Below are 21,357 nucleotides of genomic sequence, written 5' to 3' on the forward strand. Positions count from 1 at the left end.
TCCTCGACGGCACTCGTCTCGTCCGCCGAGCAGGCGGCCAGCGCCCACGCGCCCAGCAGCGACTTCAGGACCCGGTGCTCGAGGACCAGCGGCGCCGGTCCGGACGCGGCGGCCGGTCCGGGCAGCGGCAGGCCGGTGTCCTCCACGGAGGCGCGTGGCGGCGGTATGCGCGCCGCCCCGTCCGGCCGTGGCCCGGCACCGCCCGCGTCCTCGTGCCCGTGCTCCCGCATGCCGCCGTGCCCGCCCTCGTCCTCGTCCATGTCCCCGCGCATGTCCTCGTGCCCGTTCTCGCGCCCCTCCTCGTCGTCGGACGACGCGAACCGGCCGGCTTCCTCGCTCACCGCGCGCCCCCGTGTTCCGGTGGCGTGCCGCCGGGACCGGCGTCGTGGGCGGTGGACAGGAGCTGGAGGCCGAGGCGGAGCCGTCGGCGGGCCTCGTCCTCGGTGACGCCGAGATCGACGGCGGCCTGGCGGTAGTCACGGCGCTGGAAATAGGCCAGTTCCAGAGCGGTCCGCAGCGGGGTGGGCATGGACGTGACGATGTAGTCCGCGCGGGCGGCGACGGAGGCGCTGCGCACCTTGCGTTCCAGCTCCTCGGCGGTGCCGTCGCCGGTCCGGGCGAGCGCGGCGGTCTCGGTGGCGCGCAGCCGCTGCACGGCCAGACGGTGGGTCAGCGTGGCGACCCAGGAGCGCAGCGGGCCCTGCTTGGGGTCGTAGGCGTCGGGGTTCTCCCAGACGTGGGCGAAGACCTCGCGGGTGATCCCGTCGGCGGCCCGTTCGTCCCCGAGGACGCGATGGGCGAGTCCGTGCACGAGCGAGGCGAACCGGTCGTAGAGCTCGCCGAGCGCGGCCGCCTCCCCGCGCGAGAGCCGCTGCTGCATCTTGCGGTCCCAGCGGGGCGGTGCGTCCTGTGTCGCCATACGGCCCCCTCGCCCCTGGTCGTGCCCGGTGTCCGTCCGTGCGTCCAGCCTGCGCGCGGCCGCTGTCTTGAATGTAGTCGGCACGTGCCGCGACGCACGCCCCTTTACGTCAATGTGCGCCCCCGGGCGGGCCGTAGCTGGTAAGAGCGCGTCACTTCCCTCTCGCGCTTGACCGCAACTGCTCGTATGCGACCGAAAGAGAACCCTCGTGAAGCATTTTCGACCGTAGACAGTCGTTTCTTCCTGGCGAGATCCGTGTTTCATGGAAGTACGGCGGGGCAGCCGCGCCGGAAGGAAGCGTACGGAGAGCTTCCGTTTCTGCGGGCGAGGCGAGCGAAAGGCGTGGCGGTGACGCTCAAGGTGACCCATGTGACCGACGTGGCCGACGGCGGGGGCGGCGCGGGCGGAACGGGCGGAACGGGAAGAGGGAGTGCGGGCGGTCCGGGCGCCCCGCGCCGCCACGAGGACGAGTGGGCCGTGCTGCGGGTGTCGGGCGAGCTCGACCTCGTCACGTCACCGGCGCTGCGCCAGAGCGTCCACGACGTGGTGGCCACGGGCCGGCACAGTGTCGTCCTGGATCTCTCCGGGGTCGTGTTCTGCGACTCCAGCGGTGTCGGCGTCCTGATCGCCGCCCGCCGTCTCATGCGCTCCTGCCGGGGGCGGCTGCGGCTGATCCTGCCCGCGGGCGGCGCGGCCGACGGCTCCCACGTCAACCGCGTCCTCGGAGCCCTCGGGGTGCGCCGGCTCTTCGACGTGTACCCCGACGTCGACGCGGCCGTGGACGAGGAGTCCCGCCCGCTGTCGGCCTGACGGCCCGCTCCCTGGCCCGGGGTGACGCTCCCCGGCCGCCGCCCGGCACAGGCCACGCCGTTGTTCCGGAATTCTTGCGTTCTTGGCACAACCGTCGCTTTCCGGCTCCCCGGAGGGCCCGGGCGTCGTACGCTCCGTCCCGGATGAAGTGCAGTCCGGCCGCGGCCGGCTGAGAAGTGAGGCGGTCCGAACACACCATGGTCAGTTCCGAGTACGAGCGCAGGATCGCCGCCCGGTTCGCCGGCTTCGACCAGGACGGCAACGGTTACATCGACCGGGAGGACTTCAGCGCCGCGACCAAGGCCGTGCTCGCCGAGTTCGGCACCACGGCCCGGTGCGACAAGGGCCAGGCCCTCTACGTCGGCGCCGAGGCGTTCTGGCAGGGCATGGCCGGGATAGCGGACCGGGACGGCGACCAGCGGATCACGCGCGAGGAGTTCGTGAGCGGCGCCGTGAAGCGGCTGCGCGACAACCCCGAGCGGTTCGCCGAGATCGCCCGCCCCTTCCTGCACGCGGCCCTCGCCGTGGCGGACACCGACGGGGACGGCGCGGCCACGGTCGAGGAGACCACGCGCGTCCTCAGGGCCCTCGGCGTGGGCGACGGCACCGCCGCCGCCGTGGCCGCCGCCCTGGACGTGGACGCCGACGGACGGATCGGCGAGACGGAGATCGTGAGCGCCTTCGCCCGCTACTTCACGGTGCCCGACTGACCGGAGCGGACCGCCGTCCGGCCCCCGCCCCGGGAGCCGGACGGGATCCCGCCCCGGAACTCACTCCGCGAAGCGCTCCCTGAGCCGGTACTTGAGCACCTTCCGCAGGGTCTCGTTGCGCGGGAGGGCGTCCACGACCTCCAGCTGTTCCGGCAGCTTGTGCACGGACAGCCCTTCCCCGCGCAGGTACGACGTCACCCCGGCCAGGGTCAGCTCCGGCGCCCCCGGCGGCTGCTCCACCACCGCGCACACGCGCTCCCCGCGCTCGGCGTCGGGCAGCCCGATCACGGCGGCGTCGCCGACCGCCGGGTGCCGGTGGAGCAGGTCCTCGATCTCCCTGGCGGAGATGTTCTCCCCCTTGCGGATGATGATGTCCTTCACCCGGCCGGTGAGGACGAGGTGACCGCTCCCGGTCAGGTGCCCCACGTCCCCGGTGATCAGGAACCCGTCCCCGTCGAACGCCTCCGCGGTCTGCGCCGGGTCCAGATACCCCTGGCACACGGCCTCCCCCCGCAGCCGTACGTCCCCGTCGACGCCGGCCGGCCGGGGGGCGCCCGCCGCGTCCACGATCCGTATCTCCATGCCCTCGGGGGGCCTGCCCTCGGTGGTCGCCAGGTTCTCGGCCGTGTCGTCCGGCGCGCCCATCGTGATCATCGGGACCTCGGTCATCCCGTACCCGTGGGTGAGCTGGACGCCCATCTCCCGGACGACCGAGTGGTAGACCTCGGGCGGCTTGGGGGCTCCGCCGCCCGCGAGCAGCCGCAGGGTCGGGACGACCGGCTCCCCGGGCCGCTTGCGCTGTTCGGCGAGGAACATCGAGTAGAACGCGGTCGAGCCGCCCGCCACCGTCACCCCGTGCCCGCGGTACTCCGCCAGGGCGTCGGGCAGCGCGAAGTGCTCGAACATCACGGCCGGGAAGCCGTACAGCAGCAGCATCACCGTGTAGTCGGGTCCGGCGATGTGCGCGTAGGGGAAGGCCATCGAGCCCACGTCGTCCGCGGACAGGCGCAGCGCGTGGGCGAGGCAGGAGCCGCCCGCGATCAGTGAACGGTCGGTGTGCAGCACGCCCTTGGGGTCGGAGGTGGTGCCCGAGGTCCAGTAGATCCAGCGGACCGAGGTGCCGTCGGAGGGCGGGGCGGGCAGGACGGCGGGATCGCCGTCGGGCAGGGTGTCGTACGCCTCGAAGACGTTCTTCGCGCCGAGCCGGTGCGCCATCGCGGTGTGGTCGAAGCCGCGCCACTCGCCCGGCACGGCGAAGTACTCGGCCTTCGACTCCCGCAGCGCGAAGCCGACCTCGCGGTCGCGGTAGAAGGGGATGACCGGCGACTGCACGGCGCCGATCCGGGCCAGCGCGAAGGACAGCAGGGCGGTCTCGATCCGGGTGGGCAGCTGCCAGGCGACCACCGTGCCGGGGCGCACGCCCCGCTCGTGGAGGCCGGCCGCCACCCGTTCGGCGCGGTCGCGCAGCTCGCCGAAGGTCAGGGAGCGGTCGCCCTGGAGCAGGACGGGCCGGTCGGGGGTGAGGCGGGCCCGGCGGTCGACCAGGTCCCACAGCGTGCGCGCGGAGCTCAGGGCGTGTGCGGTGTCGTTCACTTCGGCCCCCTGCGGTCGTTCGCTTCGGCATCCGTAGCTGACGGACAGTCAGATCGTGCGCAGAGCGTAGGGCCCGCCGCCTTGTCGGTCCATAGGCGCGGGGCTAGCCTGCTTGTGCAGATGAATCTGACGGGTCATCAGAAACGAACGCCAGGCGGAGGGGACCATGACCGAACTGCCCCGCATCATCAGCGTCGACGACCACGTGATCGAGCCCGCGCACCTCTTCGAGACCTGGCTGCCGCGCAAGTACCACGACCGGGGGCCGAAACCGCTGACCGCCGGGATCGGCGAGCTCGCCTACGTCGGGGGCAAGTACCGGATCACCATGGACCCGGACGGCCCGCCGACCGACTGGTGGATCTACGAGGACCTCCAGTTCCCGTACAAGCGCAACATCGCGGCCGTCGGCTTCGACCGCGACGAGATGACGCTGGAGGGCATCACCCGCGCGGAGATGCGGCGCGGCTGCTGGGACCCCGCCGAGCGGCTCAGGGACATGGACCTCAACCACGTCGAGGCCAGCCTCTGCTTCCCCACCTTCCCGCGCTTCTGCGGCCAGACCTTCGCCGAGGCCCACGACAAGGAGGTCGCCCTGGCCTGTGTGCGGGCGTACAACGACTGGATGGTCGAGGAGTGGTGCGGCGACAGCGGCGGCCGGCTGATCCCGCTGTGCCTGATCCCCCTGTGGGACGTGGACCTCGCGGTCGCCGAGATCCGCCGCAACGCGGCCCGGGGCGTGAAGGCCGTCACCTTCTCCGAGATCCCCACCTACCTGGGACTGCCCTCCATCCACTCCGGCCACTGGGACCCGTTCTTCGCCGTCTGCCAGGAGACCGGGACGGTCGTGAACATGCACATCGGCTCGTCCTCCCAGATGCCGGCCGCGTCCCCCGACGCGCCCCCCGCCGTCCAGGCCTCGCTGTCCTTCAACAACGCGATGGCCTCGATGATGGACTTCCTGTTCAGCGGCGTCCTGGTGAAGTTCCCGCGCCTCAAGCTGGCCTACTCCGAGGGCCAGATGGGCTGGATCCCGTACGCCCTGGAGCGCGCCGACGACGTCTGGTCGGAGCACCGGGCCTGGGGCGGGGTCAGGGACCTGATCCCGGAGCCCCCGTCGACGTACTACTACCGGCAGATCTTCTGCTGCTTCTTCCGCGACAAGCACGGCGTCGCGTCCCTGGACGTGGTGGGCCGCGACAACGCCACCTTCGAGACCGACTACCCGCATGTCGACTCGACCTTCCCGCACACCAAGGAGGTCGCCCTCGACCACGTGAAGGGCCTCGACGACGAGACGATCCACAAGCTGATGCGGGGCAACGCCATCCGCATGCTGGACCTGGACCTGTAGTGGACCTGACGTACACCCCCGAGGAGGAGGAGTTCCGCGCGCGGCTGCGGACCTGGCTCGCCGGGGTCCTCCCGACGCTGCCGCCGAAGCCGTCCCCGCACGACTGGCCCGCCCGACGGGCGTACGACCTCGGCTGGCAGCGAATGCTGTACGACGCGGGGTACGCGGGCCTGCACTGGCCCGTCGACGCCGGCGGCCGGGGCGCCACGCCGACACAGCACCTCATCTACCTGGAGGAGACCGAGAAGGCGGGCGCCCCCTACGTGGGGGCCAACTTCGTCGGGCTGCTGCACGCCGGACCGACCGTCGCCTCCGAGGGGAGCGCGGAGCAGCGGGCGCGCTGGCTGCCGCCCGTGCTGCGCGGCGAGGAGGTCTGGTGCCAGGGCTTCAGCGAACCGGACGCCGGCTCCGACCTCGCGGCGCTGCGCACGCGCGCGTGGCGCGACGGCGACGACTACGTGGTGAGCGGGTCCAAGATCTGGACCTCCCACGCCGAGGTGGCCGACTGGTGCGAACTGCTGGTGCGCACCGCCCCCGGCGCCCGCAAGCACCGGGGGATCACCTGGCTCGCGATGCCGATGGACGCGCCCGGCATCACCGTCCGCCCGCTGCGCACGCTCGCGGGCTCCACCGAGTTCGCGGAGGTCTTCCTCGACGAGGTGCGCGTACCGGCCGCCAACCGGGTCGGCGCCGAGAACGACGGCTGGCGCGTGACCATGGTGACGCTCTCCTACGAGCGTGGCACCGCCTTCGTCGGCGAGGTGGTCGCCTGCCGGCGCGTGCTGTCCGAGGTCGCGCGCGAGGCGCGGAAGAACGGCCGCTGGGACGACGCCGCGCTGCGCCGCCGTCTCGGCGGGCTGAACGCCGAGTTCCGCGCGCTGTGGCGGCTCACCCAGTGGAACGTCAGCGAGGCGCAGGGGACCGGGGGCGTGCCCGGTGTCGGCGGTTCGGTCTTCAAGCTGGCGTACTCGCACGCCCGCCAGGAACTGTTCGACGCCGCCGCGGAGGTCCTCGGCCCCGACGCCCTGGACCTGGGGCGGGAATGGACCCTGGACCGGCTGTCGTCGCTGTCGTACACCATCGCGGCCGGCACCTCGCAGATCCAGCGGAACATCGTGGCCGAGCGGATCCTCGGCCTTCCCAGGGGGAGGTGAGCGACGGTGGACTTCCGGCTCACGGACGACCAGCGGGCCCTGCGGCGGGGCGTACGCGCGCTGCTGGAGGGCCGCTTCGGGCGGGAGGCGTTGCGCGCGGCCCTGGACCGGGCGGACGGGGAGGGCGCGGCGGGCGGGAGGGAGCGGGCGGACGGGAGGCTCCGGGGGGACGGGCGCGTCCTCGACCGTGGGCTGTGGCGCGAGCTGGGCGCGGCGGGGTTCTTCGCGCTGCGCCTGCCCGAGGGCGGGGGCGGCGCCGGGCAGGGCCTCCCGGAGGCCGTGCTGGCCTTCGAGGAGGCGGGGCGGGTCCTGCTGCCCGGCCCGCTGATCGCCACCCATCTCGCCGCGGGCGCGGTGGCCGGGGCGGCCACCGGAGAAGCGGTCGTGACGTCCGCCGACGGGGGGCTCGTGGAATGGCTGGACGAGGCCGACGTCGTCCTGGGGGACGTCACCGGGGCCGAGCCGCTGGCGCCGCTGGACCCGCTGACCCCCGTGCACCGGCTGCCCGGCGCCGGGGCGGCCCGGACGCCGGACGGGCTCCTCGTCTCGCTGCTCAGCGCCGCCGAACAGCTCGGCAGCGCCGCCCGGACCTGTGAGATCGCCGCGCAACACGCCCGGACGCGCGAGCAGTTCGGGCGGCCGGTCGGCGCCTTCCAGGCGGTGCAGCACCTGTGCGCGGACATGCTCGTACGGGTCGAGACGGCCCGCGCGGCCGTCTACGCCGCCTCGGTCACCGCCGACCCGGCGGACGTCGCCGCGGCCCGCCTGCTCGCCGACGAGGCCGCCGTGCGCGGCGCCCGCGACTGTCTCCAGGTGCACGGCGGCATGGGCTTCACCTGGGAGTCCGACGTCCATCTGCACCTGAAGAGGGCGTGGACGCGCACCCACCGTGCCGGTGGCGCCACGCGGAGCGAGGAGGAGCTGGCGGAGGATCTGGTGTCCGGGGCGGTGTGAGCGGCCGCCGGTCCGGGGCGCCGCGGGAGGAACGCGGGCGGATGTCGCGGATCGTGGCAGAACGGAATCACGGAGCGTTGAGACCGGGTTGTGTCCTAGGCGTGACTTGTCACGGCCTGGAGTCGGCGCCGGGCTCCGGTACCTTGTGTGGGATGCGAGTGGTTCTGAGGCCGAGCCGTCCCGGTGTTGCCCCTGGGGCCGCCCCGGACCTGGCGATGCACGCCGCTCCCGGGGCAGGGCGGACCCCCGCACCTGCCTGTTCGACTCCCCGTGGCGAGCGTCGCACAGTATGCCGCACGCGTACTCCTTCGCGCTGGAATATGCCCGAAGCGCTTGTTGGGGTGACTGTACGTCAACCATGCTGTCTCGTAAGGGAATCACGTTCCGTGATCCTTGTTCTGGCCATGCAGAAAATGGCTACGATCGTGGCCCTTGTGAGGCGCGAGGCGATGTGTCCGCCGGTTCGGATGGTGTGAGCGGTGCAGGTGCTTCAAGTGCAACTGGAGATCCGGCCCGACCCCGCAGAGGTGGGGCGAGCCCGGCGGTGGGCCCGTTCGAGGCTCGCGGGGTCCGGGATAGATGCAGATGAACCACTTGCCGAGACGCTGATCCTGCTCGTCTCCGAACTCGTCACGAACGCCGTGGTGCACACCGGGTGTCCGGCCGTGCTGCGCCTGTGCCTGCCGGGCGGCGGCGCGGATGCCGCGACGGTGCGCCTCGAGGTGGCCGACTCCAGCGCCCGGCCGCCGGCGCCCCGGCACGCGGACGGTGACGAGACCAACGGCCGCGGACTGGAACTGGTCGACGGCCTGGCGGACCGCTGGGGCTGGAATCCCGAGGGCGCCGGCAAGCGCATCTGGTGCGAACTGGACCGCTGCGCCTCGGGCGCCGCGCAGGACTCCCCGTACGGCGCCTTCGGGGGCTTCGCGTACGAGGCGGTCTGAGGGGACCGTCCCCGGCGGCCGGTCCGGCCGCTTCCTCGCGCGTGCCGTGCGGAACGGCCGGGGCGCCGGGGCGGGTTCGTCCTCCCCGCGCACGCCTCGTGTTCCGTGCATGTATGCACGAAACCGCTGTACACGGCCGCGATGGTGGCCGAATGCGCCGGGCCGTGCTTCCGTACGCGCCGCCTCAAATAGGGTGTAACACCGTAAATCCCCGATCGGGTGTTGACGTGACGTGTCCGTTTGATCACGCTTGTGTTCAGCGATTCGCCGCGAGGGGACGACGAGGGTTCCGGTGACGGGGGCCCTCGGCGAGTGCGGGTCGTGATTCGGCGTCGGCTCCCCCACGGCCAGGGGAGGCAGGGCGGGTGCGCCGGAGACGGATGGCGGCGCGTGGTGCCGTGCCCGGGGTGAGGTGGGGGACCTTCCGGACGGGCGCAGTCGGGAGTGGGGGAGGCGCGCCGCCAGCCGGCCCTCGGAGGGGCCTTCGGGGCCGGTCGTGGACGGACGGGTTCCCGAGAGCGGCGCCCGGGCCGTCAGAGGATCGCCACGGGGGCCACGGGTGTGCCGGTGCCGCCGACGAAGGGTTCCGGCATCGCCGACAGCAGGAAGGTGTACCGGCCCTCTTCTCCACAGGCTGTGGACAATTCTTCGAGATTCCAGTTCTGGCCCTGGAGCATCCCCATCTCGACCAGGTCGAGCGCGTGCACGGGCAGCCACAGGTCCTCGATCTCGGGCGGGAAGATCTCGAAGGTCAGGGTGTCGTTGGCGACCGCCGCGACGTCGCGCGCGTGGAACCACTCGGGGGTGCGCACCGACAGGCCCGGCGACGGATAGCCGTACCCGTGCTTGTCGCCCGCCAGGTACACCTGGATCTGCCCGGTCCGTACGAGCACGATGTCGCCCGCCCTCACCCGCGTGCCCGCCAGGTCCTCCGCCGCCTGAAGGTCCTCGGGGGTGACGGCGTGCCCGCCGGCCAGCCGGTGCTCGCCGCGCGCCCGTGCCACGTCGAGCAGGACGCCGCGCGAGACGATGTGCCGCGGCTTGTCGATGCCGCTGAACTCGGCGCCGCCGTGCGGGGTGACGGTGGAGGCGGGGCGGCCGTTGTAGAGCCGGCCGGAGTGCGAGACGTGGGGCAGCGCGTCCCAGTGGGTGGCCGCCTGGAGTCCCATGGTCACGGCGTCGTCGCTGCACGCCACCGTGCCGGGGCCGAAGATCTCCTGGTTGATCTGCACCATCGCGTGCAGCGGGTTGACCCGGCCCGGGATCATCCCGGTCTGCACGCCGTCCTGCTGGAGCGGCAGCGCGAGCGGTACCCGGCGTCCGGTCCGCACGGCCGCCGCGGCCTCCCGCACCACCTCGTCGGTGATGAGGTTCAGCGTCCCGATCTCGTCGTCGGCCCCCCAGCGCCCCCAGTTGTTGACGCGCTTCGCGATCTCGTGGAACTCCGGACGGAGCGCCGGCTGCGACATGAGTCCTCCCCGGGGTCTTGTCTCCAGGTGTCTGACGGGTCGTAGAATCCAAAGGGAATCTAACGGACCGTCAGAAACTGCGGGAAGGGGCCGGGCATGGTGAACTTCCTGGCGGGCAAGGTCGTCGCCGTCACGGGCGCGGGCCGGGGGATAGGCCGGGCGGTCGCCCTCGCCGCGGCCGCCGAGGGGGCACGCGTCGTCGTCAACGACCACGGGGTCTCCATCGAGGGCTCCGAGCCCACGAGTTCGGTGGCCGACACCGTCGTCAAGGAGATCGAGGCGGCCGGCGGGGAGGCGGTCGCGGTGGCCGACGACATCTCGACGATGGCGGGCGGGCAGCGGGTCGTCGACACCGCGCTCGCCTCGTACGGGCGGATCGACGGTGTGGTGTGCGTGGCCGGCATCCTGCGCGAGCGGATGCTGTTCAACATGTCCGAGCAGGAGTGGGACCCGGTGGTCGCCACCCATCTCAAGGGCACCTTCACCCTCTTCCGGGCCGCCTCCGCCGTCATGCGCAAGCAGGGCTCGGGCACGCTGATCGGCTTCACCAGCGGCAACCACCAGGGGTCGGTGGCGCAGGCCAACTACAGCGCGGCCAAGGGCGGGATCATCTCGCTGGTGCGCAGCGCAGCCCTCGGGCTGCACAAGTACGGGGTCACCGCCAACGCGGTCGCGCCCGTCGCCCGTACCCGCATGTCGGCGAACGTGCCCATGGAGCTGAAGGAGATCGGCGAACCGGAGGACGTGGCCGCGCTCGTGGTCTACCTGCTGTCGGACCGGGCCCGCGAGGAACGCATCACCGGGCAGGTCTACACGATCGCCGGACCCAAGATCGCCGTATGGGCCCAGCCGCGCGAACTGCGCGCCGGATACGCCGAGGGCGCCTGGACCCCGGAGCGGATCGCCGACTTCCTGCCCGGGACCGTCGGCACCGATCCGATGCCGCTGCTGGAACAGCTGGAGGCGATGGCGCGGGCGGCGGCGGACAAGGCGCGCCCCAACGCGTGACCGTTCCTGGTCCGGGTGTGTCTCGGGCCTGGGTGTGTCTCGGGTCCGGGTGTCCCGGGTCCGGCTGGGAGGAGAGCGCGTGGATTTCGCATTCGGCCCCGAGGACGAGGCCTTCCGGCGCGAGGCGCGGGCCTGGCTCCAGGAGCACCTGGCCGGCACCCCCGCGCGCCGTGACTGGGAGCGGGAACTCGGGAGGGGCGGCTGGATCGGGCTCGGCTGGACGGAGGGCGGTTACGGCAACCGGCGCGCGGACCTGACCCGGCAGGTCGTGTGGGCCGAGGAGTACGCCCGCGCGAAGGCGCCGCCCCGGTCCGGCCACATCGGCGAGAACCTGCTGGCGCCGACGCTCATCGCGCACGGCAGCCCGGAACAGAAGCGGCGCTTCCTGCCGCCGGTCGCCCGGGGCGCGGAGCTGTGGTGCCAGGGGTACAGCGAACCCGGCGCGGGCTCGGACCTGGCCGGGGTCCGGACGACCGCCGTACGGGACACGGGCGGCGGCCCGCCGGGGACGTACCGGATCACGGGGCAGAAGATCTGGACCTCGCTCGCCCACGAGGCGGACTGGTGCTTCGTGCTCGCCCGCACGGAGCCGGGGTCCACCCGCCACCACGGTCTGTCCTTCCTCCTCGTCCCCATGGACCAGCCCGGCCGGATCGAGGTCCGTCCGATCCGGCAGCTGACGGGCACGAGCGACTTCAACGAGGTGTTCTTCGACGGGGCGGTGGCGGCGGCCGGGCACGTGGTGGGCGGCGAGGGCGACGGCTGGCGGGTCGCCATGAGCCTGCTCGGCTTCGAGCGCGGGGTCTCCACGCTCGCCCAGCAGATCGGCTTCGCCGAGGAGCTGGGACGGGTGCTGCGGACGGCCGCGGCGACGGGAGCGGACCGGGATCCCGTCGTGCGCGAGCGGCTCGTGGGGCTCTGGGCCGAGTTGCGGACGATGCGGTGGAACGCCCTGCGCACCCTGGGTGGTTCGGGGACTCCCGGGGGCGCGGGTGCGGGTGCGGGGGCGCCGAGTGTGGCGAAGCTGCTGTGGGGCGGCTGGCACCGGCGGCTCGGCGAGGCGGCGGTCCTGGTGCGGGGGGCCGCGGCGGCGGTGGGGCCGGCGGACTGGTCGGCCGCGCTGCCGTACGAACTGGACGCGGACCAGCACCTGTTCCTCTTCGGCCGGGCCGACACGATCTACGGCGGTTCGGACGAGATCCAGCGCACGATCATCGCCGAGCGCGTGCTCGGCCTGCCGAAGGAGCCCCGGGGCCGGCCGTGACCGGCCCCGGAACCAACAGCCCAGGAAGAGCCCGGGGCGGCCCGGGAACAGCTCATGAACAGCCCGGGGCGGCCCGGGAAGAGGGGAGCCGGCGCGATGCGAGGCGTGATCTTCGACGGGAGAAGGACCCGGGTCGTGGACGACCTGGAGGTACGGGATCCGGGGCCCGGGGAGGTCCGGGTGGCGATCGCCGCGGCGGGACTCTGCCACAGCGATCTCTCCGTGGTGGACGGGACCATCCCCTTCCCCGTTCCCGTGGTGCTCGGCCATGAGGGCGCGGGTGTGGTGGAGGCCGTGGGCGAGGGCGTCACCCATGTCGGGCCCGGCGACCACGTGGCGCTGTCCACCCTCGCCAACTGCGGGACCTGCGCCGAGTGCGACCGGGGGCGGCCCACGATGTGCCGCAAGGCGATCGGCATGCCGCAGCGGCCGTTCGCGCGCTCCGGCGAACCGCTGTACCAGTTCGCCGCCAACTCGGCCTTCGCGGAGCACACGGTGGTCAAGGCGGTGCAGGCCGTCCGGATTCCCGACGACATCCCGCTGACCTCGGCCGCGCTGATCGGCTGCGGGGTCCTCACGGGCGTCGGAGCGGTCCTGAACCGGGCCCGGGTCGAGAGCGGCGACACCGTCCTGGTCATCGGCACGGGCGGCATCGGCCTCAACGTCATCCAGGGCGCGCGGCTCGCGGGCGCCCTGCGGATCGTCGCCGTCGACTCCAATCCGGCCAAGGAGTCCGTGGCCCGGCAGTTCGGCGCGACGCACTTCCTCACGTCCGTGGACGGGGTGAAGGACGTCCTGCCCACCGGGGCCCAGCACGCCTTCGAGTGCGTCGGACGCGTCGAGCTCATCCGCCGGGCCGTCGACGCGCTCGACCGGCACGGTCAGGCGGTCCTCCTCGGCGTCCCCCCGGCGACGGCCGAGGCCTCCTTCCTCGTCTCCTCGATGTACCTCGACAAGTCCATCCTCGGCTGCCGTTACGGCTCGTCCCGCCCCCAGCGCGACATCGCCCGGTACGCCGAGCTGTACCGCGAGGGCCGGCTGCTCCTCGACGAGCTGGTGACGGCGACGTACCCGGTCGAGGACTTCGAGCGGGCGGCCGAGGACGCGCACGCGGGGAAGGTGGCGCGGGCGGTGCTCACGTTCTAGGGCAGGTCGTTCCAGGGCAGGTCCTGGGCGTACTGACGTGCGCTGATCCGCCGGTGGGTCAGTGGCCGGTGCCGGTGCCGGTGCCGGTGCCGGTGCCGGACCTGAAGGTGCGCCGGTAGGTGGTCGGGGTGACGCCGAGGGTCGCCTGTAGGTGCTGGCGCATCGACTGGGCCGTGCCGAAGCCGGCGTCGCGGGCCACGTGGTCGATGGACAGGTCGCTGGACTCCAGGAGATGGCGGGCGTGCTCCACGCGCTGCTGCGTGAGCCACTGGCCGGGGCTGACACCGACCTCCTCGCGGAAGCGCCGGGTGAAGGTGCGCACCGACATGGACTCCTGCTCGGCCATGTCACGGAGCTGGATCGGCTCGTGGAGGCGGCCGAGTGCCCAGGCGCGGGCGGCGGTCGTGGTCGACGAGCCCGCCTCCGGGACCGGGCGCCGGATGTACTGCGCCTGCCCGCCGTCGCGGTGCGGCGGTACGACGGTCCGGCGGGCCACCTCGTTGGCGACGGCGGCGCCGTGGTCACGGCGTACGAGGTGCAGGCACAGGTCGATCCCGGCCGCGACCCCGGCGGAGGTGAGGACGTCGCCGTCGTCGACGAAGAGCACGTCCGCGTCGACGTCGATCCGCGGGAAGAGCCGCTGGAAGTGCTCCGCGTGCATCCAGTGCGTGGTGGCCGGGCGGCCGTCGAGATATCCGGCGGCGGCCAGGACGTAGCTGCCGGTGCAGATGGAGACGAGACGGGTGCCGGGGCGGACGTGCGCGAGGGCGGCCGCCAGCTCCGGGGTCAGGACGCCCTCCTGCTGGACCGGTCCGAGTTCGTACGAGGCGGGGACGACGACGGTGTCGGCGCCGGCCAGCGCCTCGGGCCCGTTGGGGACCATGACCGAGAAGTCCGCGTCCGTCTCGACGGGGCCCGGCGGCCGCACCGAGCAGGTGACGACCTCGTACAGCGGGCGTCCGTCGGTGTCCCGGGCCTTGCCGAAGATGCGCTGCGGGATGCCCAGCTCGAAGGGGAGCAGGCCGTCGAGCGCGAGGACGACGACGCGGTGCGGGGGCGGCGTACCGGGGGTGGCCATGGCCCGATCCTAACGAATGCTGTCCTTCGAGCCAGTGGTTCGACGGTGTCCGTTCCCCGAAGCTCTATGACGTGACCCAGACAACCGAAGCCGCGCAGGTCCCGGAGGACTCCCGGTCCGTCCGCCCCGCTCCGTCCCACCGCGTCCACCGGGCCTGGTTCGTCGCCGCCGTCACCTTCGTGACGATCATCGGCGCGGCGGCCTTCCGGTCGCTCCCCGGACTGCTGATCGACCCGCTCCACGAGGAGTTCCACTGGTCGCGCGGCACGATCGGCGCGGCCGTCTCGATCAACCTCGCGCTGTACGGACTCACGGCGCCGTTCGCGGCGGCGCTCATGGACCGCTTCGGCATCCGCCGGGTCGTGGCCGTGGCCCTGACCGTGATCGCGGTCGGCTCCGGGCTGACCGTGTGGATGACGCAGGCCTGGCAACTGATGCTCTGCTGGGGCCTGCTGGTGGGTCTGGGGTCCGGTTCGATGGCGCTCGCCTTCGCGGCGACGGTCACCAACCGCTGGTTCACCGAGCGCAAGGGCCTGGTGACGGGCATCCTGACCGCGGCCTCGGCCTCCGGCCAGCTGATCTTCCTGCCGTTGCTGTCCTGGATCGTCACGGAGCACGACTGGCGTCCGGCCGCGGTCACCGTGGCGCTCGCGGCCCTCGCGGTCGTCCCCTTCGTCTGGCTGCTGCTGCGCGACCACCCGGCCGACGTGGGCCAGGCGCCGTACGGGGCGACGGAGTTCGTGCCGAAGCCCGAACCGGTGCGGGGCGCCGCCCGGCGCGCGGTGACCGTGCTGTTCTCCGCCGTCCGCACGGGCCCCTTCTGGCTGCTGGCCGGGTCGTTCGCGATCTGCGGCGCCTCGACGAACGGCCTGGTCCAGACGCACTTCGTGCCCGCGGCCCACGACCACCACATGCCCGTCACCGCGGCCGCCTCGCTCCTCGCGGTCATCGGCGTCTTCGACGTCGTCGGCACGGTCGCCTCGGGCTGGTTCACCGACCGCTTCGAGTCGCGCCGCCTGCTGGCCGTGTACTACGCCCTGCGCGGCGTCTCCCTGCTGTTCCTCCCGATGCTGCTCGCCCCGTCCGTGCGCCCGCCGATGGTCTTCTTCATCGTCTTCTACGGACTCGACTGGGTCGCCACCGTTCCGCCCACCCTCGCCCTGTGCCGCGAGCAGTACGGCGAGGACAGCGCCATCGTCTTCGGCTGGGTCCTCGCCTCCCACCAGATCGGCGCCGCGCTCGTCGCCTTCCTCGGCGGCTTCGCCCGCGACCGCTTCGGCTCGTACGACGTGGTCTGGTACGCCTCGGGCGCGCTGTGCGCCGCGGCCGCGCTGATGGTCCTGGTGATCCGCCGGCGCCGTCCGGCGGTCCCGGCGCGGGGTGCGGCGGTGTCGCCGGCTCCCGCGTGACGGGTGGGTGTCCTGTCGCTGCCGGGTGGGGTGGTTCCGTCCCGGGTGGGGTGGGGTGGGGTGGGGTGGGGTGGGGTGGTTCCGTGTGGGGTGGGGTGGTTCCGGCTCTTGTCGGGTGGGGGGCCTGTCCCGTGTCAGGTGAGGAAACGGCCCCGGTGGAAGAGCAGCGGCGGCACGTCCGTGCCCTCGTCGCCGCTCGCGCCGAGGGCGTCCACCCGGCCCACCACGATCAGGTGGTCCCCTCCCGTGTGCACCGCGTGGACCGTGCAGTCGATCCAGGCCGCGGCGCCCGCGAGGCGCGGGGAGCCGGACACCGGAGCGGCGTCGTACACCACACCGGCGAACTTGTCCGCGCCGCTCACCGCGAAGCCGCGGCACAACTCGCCCTGGTGCGCGCCGAGCACGTTGACGCAGAAGACCCCCGCACGCGCGATGCGCGGCCACGTCGTGGACGTACGGCCGACCATGAAGCAGACCAGCGGAGGGTCGAGGGAGAGCGAGGCGAACGACTGGCAGGCGAAGCCGGCCGGGCCCGCCGGGTCCCCGGCGGTGACGGCCGGTGCCGTCACGACGGTCACCCCGGTCGCGAAGTGCCCCAGTACGCGCCGGAACCGGGCCGGATCGACCGGCGCCCGCTCGTCCTCGCCGACCGCACGCAGGTCCGGGCGCGGCAATGCCTCGACGGGCCCCGCCACGGTGGGGGCCCCGGCCGACCTGAGGTAGCGGACGGCGGCGGCCGCCATCCCTGCGTGTCCCATCACACCCACCATTGAAGCTGACGGTATGTCAGATAGGAAGGGGTCTGCTGGGCCGGTCCCGGTGAGGCCGCTCGGGACGGGTGGCGGGAACCTCTCGCGTATCTTTCGCCCCATGAGGTCGGGGAACCCAGGGAGGCCCACGCGCCCCCGGTCGGCATGGACCGGTGCGGAGGTGAAGCTCGCCGCCGCGATCTGCGCGGCGCAGTTCGCGGTCGCCGTCACGGTCCGGTGGGTCGGGACGTTCGACGACGACGACCACGGCGCGGGTCTCGGCGGCGGGCTCGCCGCCGTCGGGCTGCTGTGCGTGCTGGCCTTCGGGCCGCCCCTGCTCGCCGGGCTGGGCCTGCTGCACACGGTGGCCTGCACGATGCCGGCGGCCACGCTCGCCCGGCTGGTGCGCCGCCGTGCCCCCGGCCCCGAGGGACTCTGGCACACGGGCTTCGTCCTGCTGCTCGGCACGTTCTGGGCCGCGCTCGCGGTCGTCCTCCCTGGTTTCGCGCCCACCGGTACCGAGGCCCTGCTGCTCGCCGTGTCGGGGGTGCCGCCCGCACTGGGGCTCGCCCGGGCGCGACGGCGCGAACGCGCCACCGGACGCCCGCCGGAGGACCGGCGCGTCTGGCTCCGCTCGGCGCTCGTGGCCCTCGGGCTGTGCGCGCTGGTCGTGGCGGCGGGCACGGTGGGCCTGGCCACGGGGCTCATCCAGGAGTACGAGCCCCCGAAGCTCGGCGCCGACCGGCTCACCGGTGTCTGGCGCGGCGATCACGGGGCCGTGCTGCGACTGCGCGCCGACGGCCGGGCCGAGCTCTCCGCCGTGCCCGCCCAGCCCGAGTTCGGGGACGTGACCACCAAGCAGTTCACGCGCTGCGACGGCGTCGGCAAGTGGTTCCTCGACACCGCCGGCCGCTACGACCCGTACGCCGACGGATCCGTCTCCGAGCGGCGGGACGGCGTGGTCGTCCGCGTCGGCGACTGCGGCCACGACACCTACTGGACGATCGGCGGTACCGAGGCCCGCCCGGAACTCTTCGTCCTCTTCGGCGACCCCGACGCGGGGGATCTGCGGATACTGCGGCGGAGGTGAAGGTGGGCCTCGCTTCCGGTTCCGGTTCCGGTCCGGTGGGTGGGTCGGGGCCGTGCCGGTGCATCAGCCCGTCGCCGTCGGACAGGGATGTGGGCGTCGGTGGCGACGGGCATCGATGTACCGGCACGGCCCCTTCCGTCGGATTCCGGCTGCGGGTGCGTCGCGGTGACGGGTGTCGGTGTACCGGCGCTGTTCCTTCCGTCGGATTCCGGCTGCGGGTGCGTCGCGGTGACGGGTGTCGGTGTACCGGCGCTGTTCCTTCCGTCGGATTCCGGCTGCGGGTGCGTTGTGGTGTCGGGGCGGCCTCTTCTGCCGGATTCCGGTCGTGGGGGCGGAGCGTCAGCGGCCCCTGAAGCGGGGGGCGCGGCGTTCCACGAAGCTCGCCACGCCCTCGTCGGCGTCCGCCGTCGTCATGTTGATCTCCTGAGCCCCCGCCTCCGCGGCGAAGGCGGCGGCGCGGTCGGTGTCGAGGGAGGCGTTGACCAGTTGCTTGGTGAGGGCGAGGGCGCGGGTGGGTCCGGCCGCCAGCCGCTCGGCCCAGGCGCGGGCCGTCTTCTCCAACTCCCCGGGGGGTACGACCTTGTTGACGAGGCCGATCCGCTCGGCGTCCGCGGCGCTCAGCGCGTCGCCGAAGAACATCAGCTCCTTGGCCCGCTGCGGGCCGACGAGGCGGGGCAGCAGATAGGCCCCGCCGCCGTCCGGTACGAGACCGCGGCGCACGAACACCTCGATGAACCGGGCCGGTTCGGCCGCGATGACCAGGTCGCAGGCGAAGGCGAGGTGCGCGCCGATCCCGGCCGCCGTGCCGTTGACCGCCGCGATCACCGGTTTCTCGCAGTCGAGGACGGCGGCGATCAGGCGCTGCGCGCCCAGCCGGATGGTGCGGGCGACATCGCCCGGCACCCGCTCCCCGGCGGCGGGGCCGCCCCGTAGATCCGCTCCCGCGCAGAAACCGCGCCCGGTGGCAGTGATGACCACGGCCCGTACGGCGGGGGCGGCGGACGCCGCCGCGAGCAGTTCGATCACGCGCTCGCGCTGGTCCCGGGTGAGCGCGTTCATCACCTCCGGCCGGTCGAGGGTGATCCACGAGACGGCGTTGTCGGTGGTGTGGCGTATCGACGAGTCGAGGGGCTTCTCGGCTGGGGTGTGAGGGGTGTGGGATTCGGGGGGCGTGCGGGGGCAGTCCGTCATGGGGGTGCTCCGTTTCGTACGGGGTGCGGACGGGTGCACGCGCTGGTTCAGCGGCACAGCACCAGCGCGTCCAGGGCCACGGCTCCCTGCCCGCGGGGCAGCACCATCAGCGGATTGATGTCCAGCTCCGAGATCTGGTCACCGAGTTCGAGCGCCATGCGCTGGACCCGGATCACGACCTCGACCAGCGCGTCCACGTCCACCGGCGGGCCCCCGCGCACTCCGTCGAGCAGTGCCCGTCCGCGGAGTTCCGACAGCATGCTCCGTGCCTGGTCGTCGCCGAACGGCGGCACGCGCACGGCGGCGTCCCGCAGCACCTCGACGAGCACCCCGCCGAGCCCGACGGTGACGGTCGGCCCGAAGAGCTGGTCGTGGGTGACCCCGACGACCATCTCGACGCCCCTCTCGACCATCTGGCAGACCAGGACCCCGTCGAGGGAGATGCCCTCGTAGCGGGCGATGTCGGTCAGTTCGCGGTAGGCGTCACGGACCTGGCTGGCTGAGGTCAGTCCGATCTTGACCAGGCCGAGCTCGGTCTTGTGGGCGATCTGCGCGCCGGAGGCCTTCATGACCACCGGGTAGCCGACCTGGCTCGCCGCCCGCACGGCCGCCGCCGCGCTGGTCACGAGCTGCTCGCGCGGTACGCGGATCCCGTACGCCCGCAGCAGTTGCTTGGCCGCGTGCTCGCTCAGCTGCTGGCCCGGACGCATCAGGGCCTGCGCCTTGCGGAAGGAGGGCGACGGGGTGCGCGGGGCCTCGTCGAACGGGGAGCGGTAGGCGGACGTGAACCGGGCGTGGTCCAAGTGGGCGCGGACGGCGGTGATGCAGTTGGCGAACGTACGGAAGGTGGCGACCCGGGACGATCCGAGCAGGGTCTCGCGGTAGGCCGTCTCCGTGCCGACCGGCGATCCCCACACCACGCACACCAGCTTGTCCGTCTGTTCCGCCGCGTCCACGAGGTCCTGTGCCAGCTTGTCGCTCATGGGCGGGAAGGGCCCGGTGATCGGGCAGATCAGCACGCCGACGGCGGGGTCGGCGAGGATCGCGTCGATGATCTTCCGGCCGCGCCGGTCGCCGACCGGGTGCCCGCCGTTGTCGACCGGGTTCGCGACGTTCAGGTAGTCCGGTATCCAGGTGTGCAGTTCGGCCTGTTTGGCCTCCGAGAGGACCGGCAGGTCGAGGCCCGCCTCGGTCGCCAGGTCCGCGAAGTGCGCGCCCGTGCCGCCCGAGATCGAATAGACGACGACCCCGTCGGCCAGGGGTGCGCGGGCCCGGGCCAACAGGGCCGCGGTGTCCTGGAGTTCGTCGAGTCCGTCGACGCGGATCACGCCGTACTGCCGCATCGCCGCGTCCACCACGGCGTCGGCGCCGGTCAGCTTGCCGGTGTGCGAGGCGGCGGTGCGGGCGCCGGTCTCGGTCCGGCCGACCTTCACCGCGACCACGGGGACCTTGCGGCGGGCGGCGCGGTCGGCGGCGAGGAGGAAGGAGCGGCCGTCCTTGAGTCCCTCGACGTAGCAGGCGATGGCGCCGACCTCGGGCCGTTCGGAGAAGTAGGAGATGAAGTCCGCGGTCTCCAGGTCGGCCTCGTTGCCCGTGGGTGCCCAGTGGGACAGGCGGACGCCCAGTTGCTGCATCGCGAACACCGGCCGGCCCTGGTGGCCGGACTGGGTGATGAGGGCGATCGCGGGTCCTTCGAGGTCGTCGCGGAAGTTCTCGAACGCGTTGAGGTTGGTGTTGGGGCCGAGCAGGCGCAGGCCCGAGCCGCGTACGGCGGCTGCGAGGCGGGCCTGCGCTGCGGCGCCCTCGGCCCCCGTCTCGGCGAAGCCGGAGGCGAAGGCGACCGCGAACCTCACCTTGGCCTCGGTGAGTTCCCCGATCAGGGGGAGGGGGTCGGCGACGAGGAGCACCGCGAGGTCCACCTGGTCCGGGAGATCGGCCACGGAGGGGAGGCAGGGGAGGCCGAAGACCGTGGCGCGGGTGGGGTGCACCGGGTGGAGCCGGGCGCCGACACGATCGGCCCAGGCGATGAGCTGGCGGGTGATCCCGGTGTTCGGCCGGCCCTCGGCGTCCGAGGCACCGATGACGGCCACGGACTCGGGGCGGAAGAAGCGGTCCAGATCGGGGACGGCGGCGTACAGCGGGCGACCGCTGACGTCCAGGTCGTCGACGTCGGCCGGGCGTCCGTGCACGACCGGTGAGGGCTGCTCGCCGCAGGCGATGACCCTGGCCCGGCGGGAGTCGGTGGTGAGGGTGCCGTGGGTTGATCCAAGCATCGGTCCGCCCGCTCCTGTGTGACAGCCAATGGATAACTGACGCACTGTCAGATTACTTAACTGACGCCGTGTCAGGAACCGTCGTGCAGGGCGGGCTTCTGTTAGGTACCCGGTGCGGGGGGCGGGAGAACACGGGTTCGATGCCGGTGCGTCGTGGGGCGGGGCCGTGCCGGTGCATCAGCCCGTCGCCGTCGGACGGAGATGTGGGCGTCGGTGGCGACGGGCATCGATGTACCGGCACG

The 21,357-nt window shown here is 73.0% G+C and carries 18 protein-coding genes and 1 pseudogene; 11 read left to right on the plus strand and 8 right to left on the minus strand.

The window, feature by feature from the left end:
* Positions 1 to 341, minus strand: a pseudogene (locus CW362_RS37580) (MDMPI N domain containing protein); the annotation flags it as partial.
* Entirely contained in the window at positions 338 to 919 is a 582-nt protein-coding gene (locus CW362_RS37585; RefSeq protein WP_103554083.1) for a sigma-70 family RNA polymerase sigma factor, read from the minus strand. The pseudogene CW362_RS37580 and the gene CW362_RS37585, both read right to left, overlap by 4 nt.
* Positions 920 to 1,267: 348 nt before the next feature.
* Between CW362_RS37585 and CW362_RS37590 the strand changes: the two genes are divergently transcribed.
* Both CW362_RS37590 and CW362_RS37595 read left to right on the plus strand, forming a co-directional pair.
* The gene (locus CW362_RS37590) at positions 1,268 to 1,729 is read left to right on the plus strand and encodes an STAS domain-containing protein (RefSeq protein ID WP_376452480.1); all 462 of its coding nucleotides are present in this window, start codon (positions 1,268 to 1,270) and stop codon (positions 1,727 to 1,729) included.
* A 197-nt stretch (positions 1,730 to 1,926) separates the two neighbouring features.
* On the plus strand, positions 1,927 to 2,439 hold the full coding sequence (locus CW362_RS37595; RefSeq protein WP_103554101.1) for an EF-hand domain-containing protein: 513 nt from the start codon (positions 1,927 to 1,929) through the stop codon (positions 2,437 to 2,439).
* 60 nt (positions 2,440 to 2,499) lie between these two features.
* Here CW362_RS37595 and CW362_RS37600 read toward each other — a convergent pair whose 3' ends face one another.
* Positions 2,500 to 4,032: a class I adenylate-forming enzyme family protein gene (locus tag CW362_RS37600; protein WP_103554084.1), complete on the minus strand. Its 1,533-nt coding sequence runs from the start codon at positions 4,030 to 4,032 to the stop codon at positions 2,500 to 2,502.
* A gap of 166 nt (positions 4,033 to 4,198) precedes the next feature.
* Between CW362_RS37600 and CW362_RS37605 the strand changes: the two genes are divergently transcribed.
* The 4 genes from CW362_RS37605 to CW362_RS37625 all read left to right on the plus strand — a co-directional run bounded on the left by CW362_RS37605 (position 4,199) and on the right by CW362_RS37625 (position 8,438).
* The gene (locus CW362_RS37605; RefSeq protein ID WP_103554085.1) at positions 4,199 to 5,386 is read left to right on the plus strand and encodes an amidohydrolase family protein; all 1,188 of its coding nucleotides are present in this window, start codon (positions 4,199 to 4,201) and stop codon (positions 5,384 to 5,386) included.
* Complete coding sequence (locus CW362_RS37610) at positions 5,386 to 6,540, plus strand: acyl-CoA dehydrogenase family protein (RefSeq protein ID WP_103554086.1); 1,155 nt, start codon at positions 5,386 to 5,388, stop codon at positions 6,538 to 6,540. Before CW362_RS37605 ends, CW362_RS37610 begins: the two co-directional genes overlap by 1 nt.
* Before the next feature lie 6 nt (positions 6,541 to 6,546).
* The gene (locus CW362_RS37615) at positions 6,547 to 7,494 is read left to right on the plus strand and encodes an acyl-CoA dehydrogenase family protein (RefSeq protein ID WP_103554087.1); all 948 of its coding nucleotides are present in this window, start codon (positions 6,547 to 6,549) and stop codon (positions 7,492 to 7,494) included.
* Positions 7,495 to 7,973: 479 nt separating this feature from the next.
* Positions 7,974 to 8,438, plus strand: coding sequence for an ATP-binding protein (locus tag CW362_RS37625; RefSeq protein WP_240658253.1), 465 nt, complete (start codon positions 7,974 to 7,976; stop codon positions 8,436 to 8,438).
* Positions 8,439 to 8,971: 533 nt separating this feature from the next.
* On the opposite strand, the gene CW362_RS37630 is transcribed toward CW362_RS37625, so the two are convergent.
* Entirely contained in the window at positions 8,972 to 9,907 is a 936-nt protein-coding gene (locus tag CW362_RS37630; protein ID WP_103554090.1) for a cyclase family protein, read from the minus strand.
* Positions 9,908 to 10,003: 96 nt separating this feature from the next.
* Between CW362_RS37630 and CW362_RS37635 the strand changes: the two genes are divergently transcribed.
* The 3 genes from CW362_RS37635 to CW362_RS37645 all read left to right on the plus strand — a co-directional run bounded on the left by CW362_RS37635 (position 10,004) and on the right by CW362_RS37645 (position 13,325).
* Entirely contained in the window at positions 10,004 to 10,915 is a 912-nt protein-coding gene (locus CW362_RS37635) for an SDR family oxidoreductase (RefSeq protein ID WP_103554091.1), read from the plus strand.
* Positions 10,916 to 10,994: 79 nt separating this feature from the next.
* A complete protein-coding gene (locus CW362_RS37640; RefSeq protein ID WP_103554092.1) occupies positions 10,995 to 12,179 on the plus strand; it encodes an acyl-CoA dehydrogenase family protein in 1,185 nt (394 codons plus the stop codon).
* A gap of 96 nt (positions 12,180 to 12,275) precedes the next feature.
* The gene (locus tag CW362_RS37645; RefSeq protein WP_103554093.1) at positions 12,276 to 13,325 is read left to right on the plus strand and encodes a Zn-dependent alcohol dehydrogenase; all 1,050 of its coding nucleotides are present in this window, start codon (positions 12,276 to 12,278) and stop codon (positions 13,323 to 13,325) included.
* Between the two features lie 58 nt (positions 13,326 to 13,383).
* Here CW362_RS37645 and CW362_RS37650 read toward each other — a convergent pair whose 3' ends face one another.
* Positions 13,384 to 14,403, minus strand: a complete 1,020-nt coding sequence (locus CW362_RS37650) for a GlxA family transcriptional regulator (RefSeq protein ID WP_103554094.1) — start codon at positions 14,401 to 14,403, stop codon at positions 13,384 to 13,386.
* 71 nt (positions 14,404 to 14,474) lie between these two features.
* Between CW362_RS37650 and CW362_RS37655 the strand changes: the two genes are divergently transcribed.
* Complete coding sequence (locus CW362_RS37655) at positions 14,475 to 15,812, plus strand: MFS transporter (protein ID WP_103554095.1); 1,338 nt, start codon at positions 14,475 to 14,477, stop codon at positions 15,810 to 15,812.
* A gap of 134 nt (positions 15,813 to 15,946) precedes the next feature.
* Here the strand turns inward: CW362_RS37655 and CW362_RS37660 are convergent, their stop codons facing one another.
* Positions 15,947 to 16,570, minus strand: a complete 624-nt coding sequence (locus CW362_RS37660; RefSeq protein ID WP_240658254.1) for a flavin reductase family protein — start codon at positions 16,568 to 16,570, stop codon at positions 15,947 to 15,949.
* 172 nt (positions 16,571 to 16,742) lie between these two features.
* On the opposite strand from CW362_RS37660, the gene CW362_RS37665 reads away from it, so the two are divergent.
* Positions 16,743 to 17,651: a hypothetical protein gene (locus tag CW362_RS37665; RefSeq protein WP_103554097.1), complete on the plus strand. Its 909-nt coding sequence runs from the start codon at positions 16,743 to 16,745 to the stop codon at positions 17,649 to 17,651.
* Between the two features lie 339 nt (positions 17,652 to 17,990).
* On the opposite strand, the gene CW362_RS37670 is transcribed toward CW362_RS37665, so the two are convergent.
* Complete coding sequence (locus tag CW362_RS37670; RefSeq protein WP_103554098.1) at positions 17,991 to 18,842, minus strand: enoyl-CoA hydratase/isomerase family protein; 852 nt, start codon at positions 18,840 to 18,842, stop codon at positions 17,991 to 17,993.
* Between the two features lie 47 nt (positions 18,843 to 18,889).
* Positions 18,890 to 21,115: an acetate--CoA ligase family protein gene (locus CW362_RS37675; protein ID WP_103554099.1), complete on the minus strand. Its 2,226-nt coding sequence runs from the start codon at positions 21,113 to 21,115 to the stop codon at positions 18,890 to 18,892.
* Positions 21,116 to 21,357 lie beyond the last annotated feature (242 nt).

The sequence above is a fragment of the Streptomyces populi genome, assembly GCF_002911015.1.
Lineage (GTDB): Bacteria > Actinomycetota > Actinomycetes > Streptomycetales > Streptomycetaceae > Streptomyces > Streptomyces populi.

What these genes read in the sequence shown, in the direction of transcription:
- CW362_RS37660 (WP_240658254.1), bottom strand. Translation starts at nt 16,570, where the DNA reads ATGGGACACGCAGGGATGGCGGCCGCCGCCGTCCGCTACCTCAGGTCG.
- CW362_RS37605 (WP_103554085.1), top strand. Translation starts at nt 4,199, where the DNA reads ATGACCGAACTGCCCCGCATCATCAGCGTCGACGACCACGTGATCGAG.
- CW362_RS37595 (WP_103554101.1), top strand. Translation starts at nt 1,927, where the DNA reads ATGGTCAGTTCCGAGTACGAGCGCAGGATCGCCGCCCGGTTCGCCGGC.
- CW362_RS37630 (WP_103554090.1), bottom strand. Translation starts at nt 9,907, where the DNA reads ATGTCGCAGCCGGCGCTCCGTCCGGAGTTCCACGAGATCGCGAAGCGC.
- CW362_RS37670 (WP_103554098.1), bottom strand. Translation starts at nt 18,842, where the DNA reads ATGACGGACTGCCCCCGCACGCCCCCCGAATCCCACACCCCTCACACC.
- CW362_RS37635 (WP_103554091.1), top strand. Translation starts at nt 10,004, where the DNA reads ATGGTGAACTTCCTGGCGGGCAAGGTCGTCGCCGTCACGGGCGCGGGC.
- CW362_RS37645 (WP_103554093.1), top strand. Translation starts at nt 12,276, where the DNA reads ATGCGAGGCGTGATCTTCGACGGGAGAAGGACCCGGGTCGTGGACGAC.
- CW362_RS37675 (WP_103554099.1), bottom strand. Translation starts at nt 21,115, where the DNA reads ATGCTTGGATCAACCCACGGCACCCTCACCACCGACTCCCGCCGGGCC.
- CW362_RS37585 (WP_103554083.1), bottom strand. Translation starts at nt 919, where the DNA reads ATGGCGACACAGGACGCACCGCCCCGCTGGGACCGCAAGATGCAGCAG.
- CW362_RS37650 (WP_103554094.1), bottom strand. Translation starts at nt 14,403, where the DNA reads ATGGCCACCCCCGGTACGCCGCCCCCGCACCGCGTCGTCGTCCTCGCG.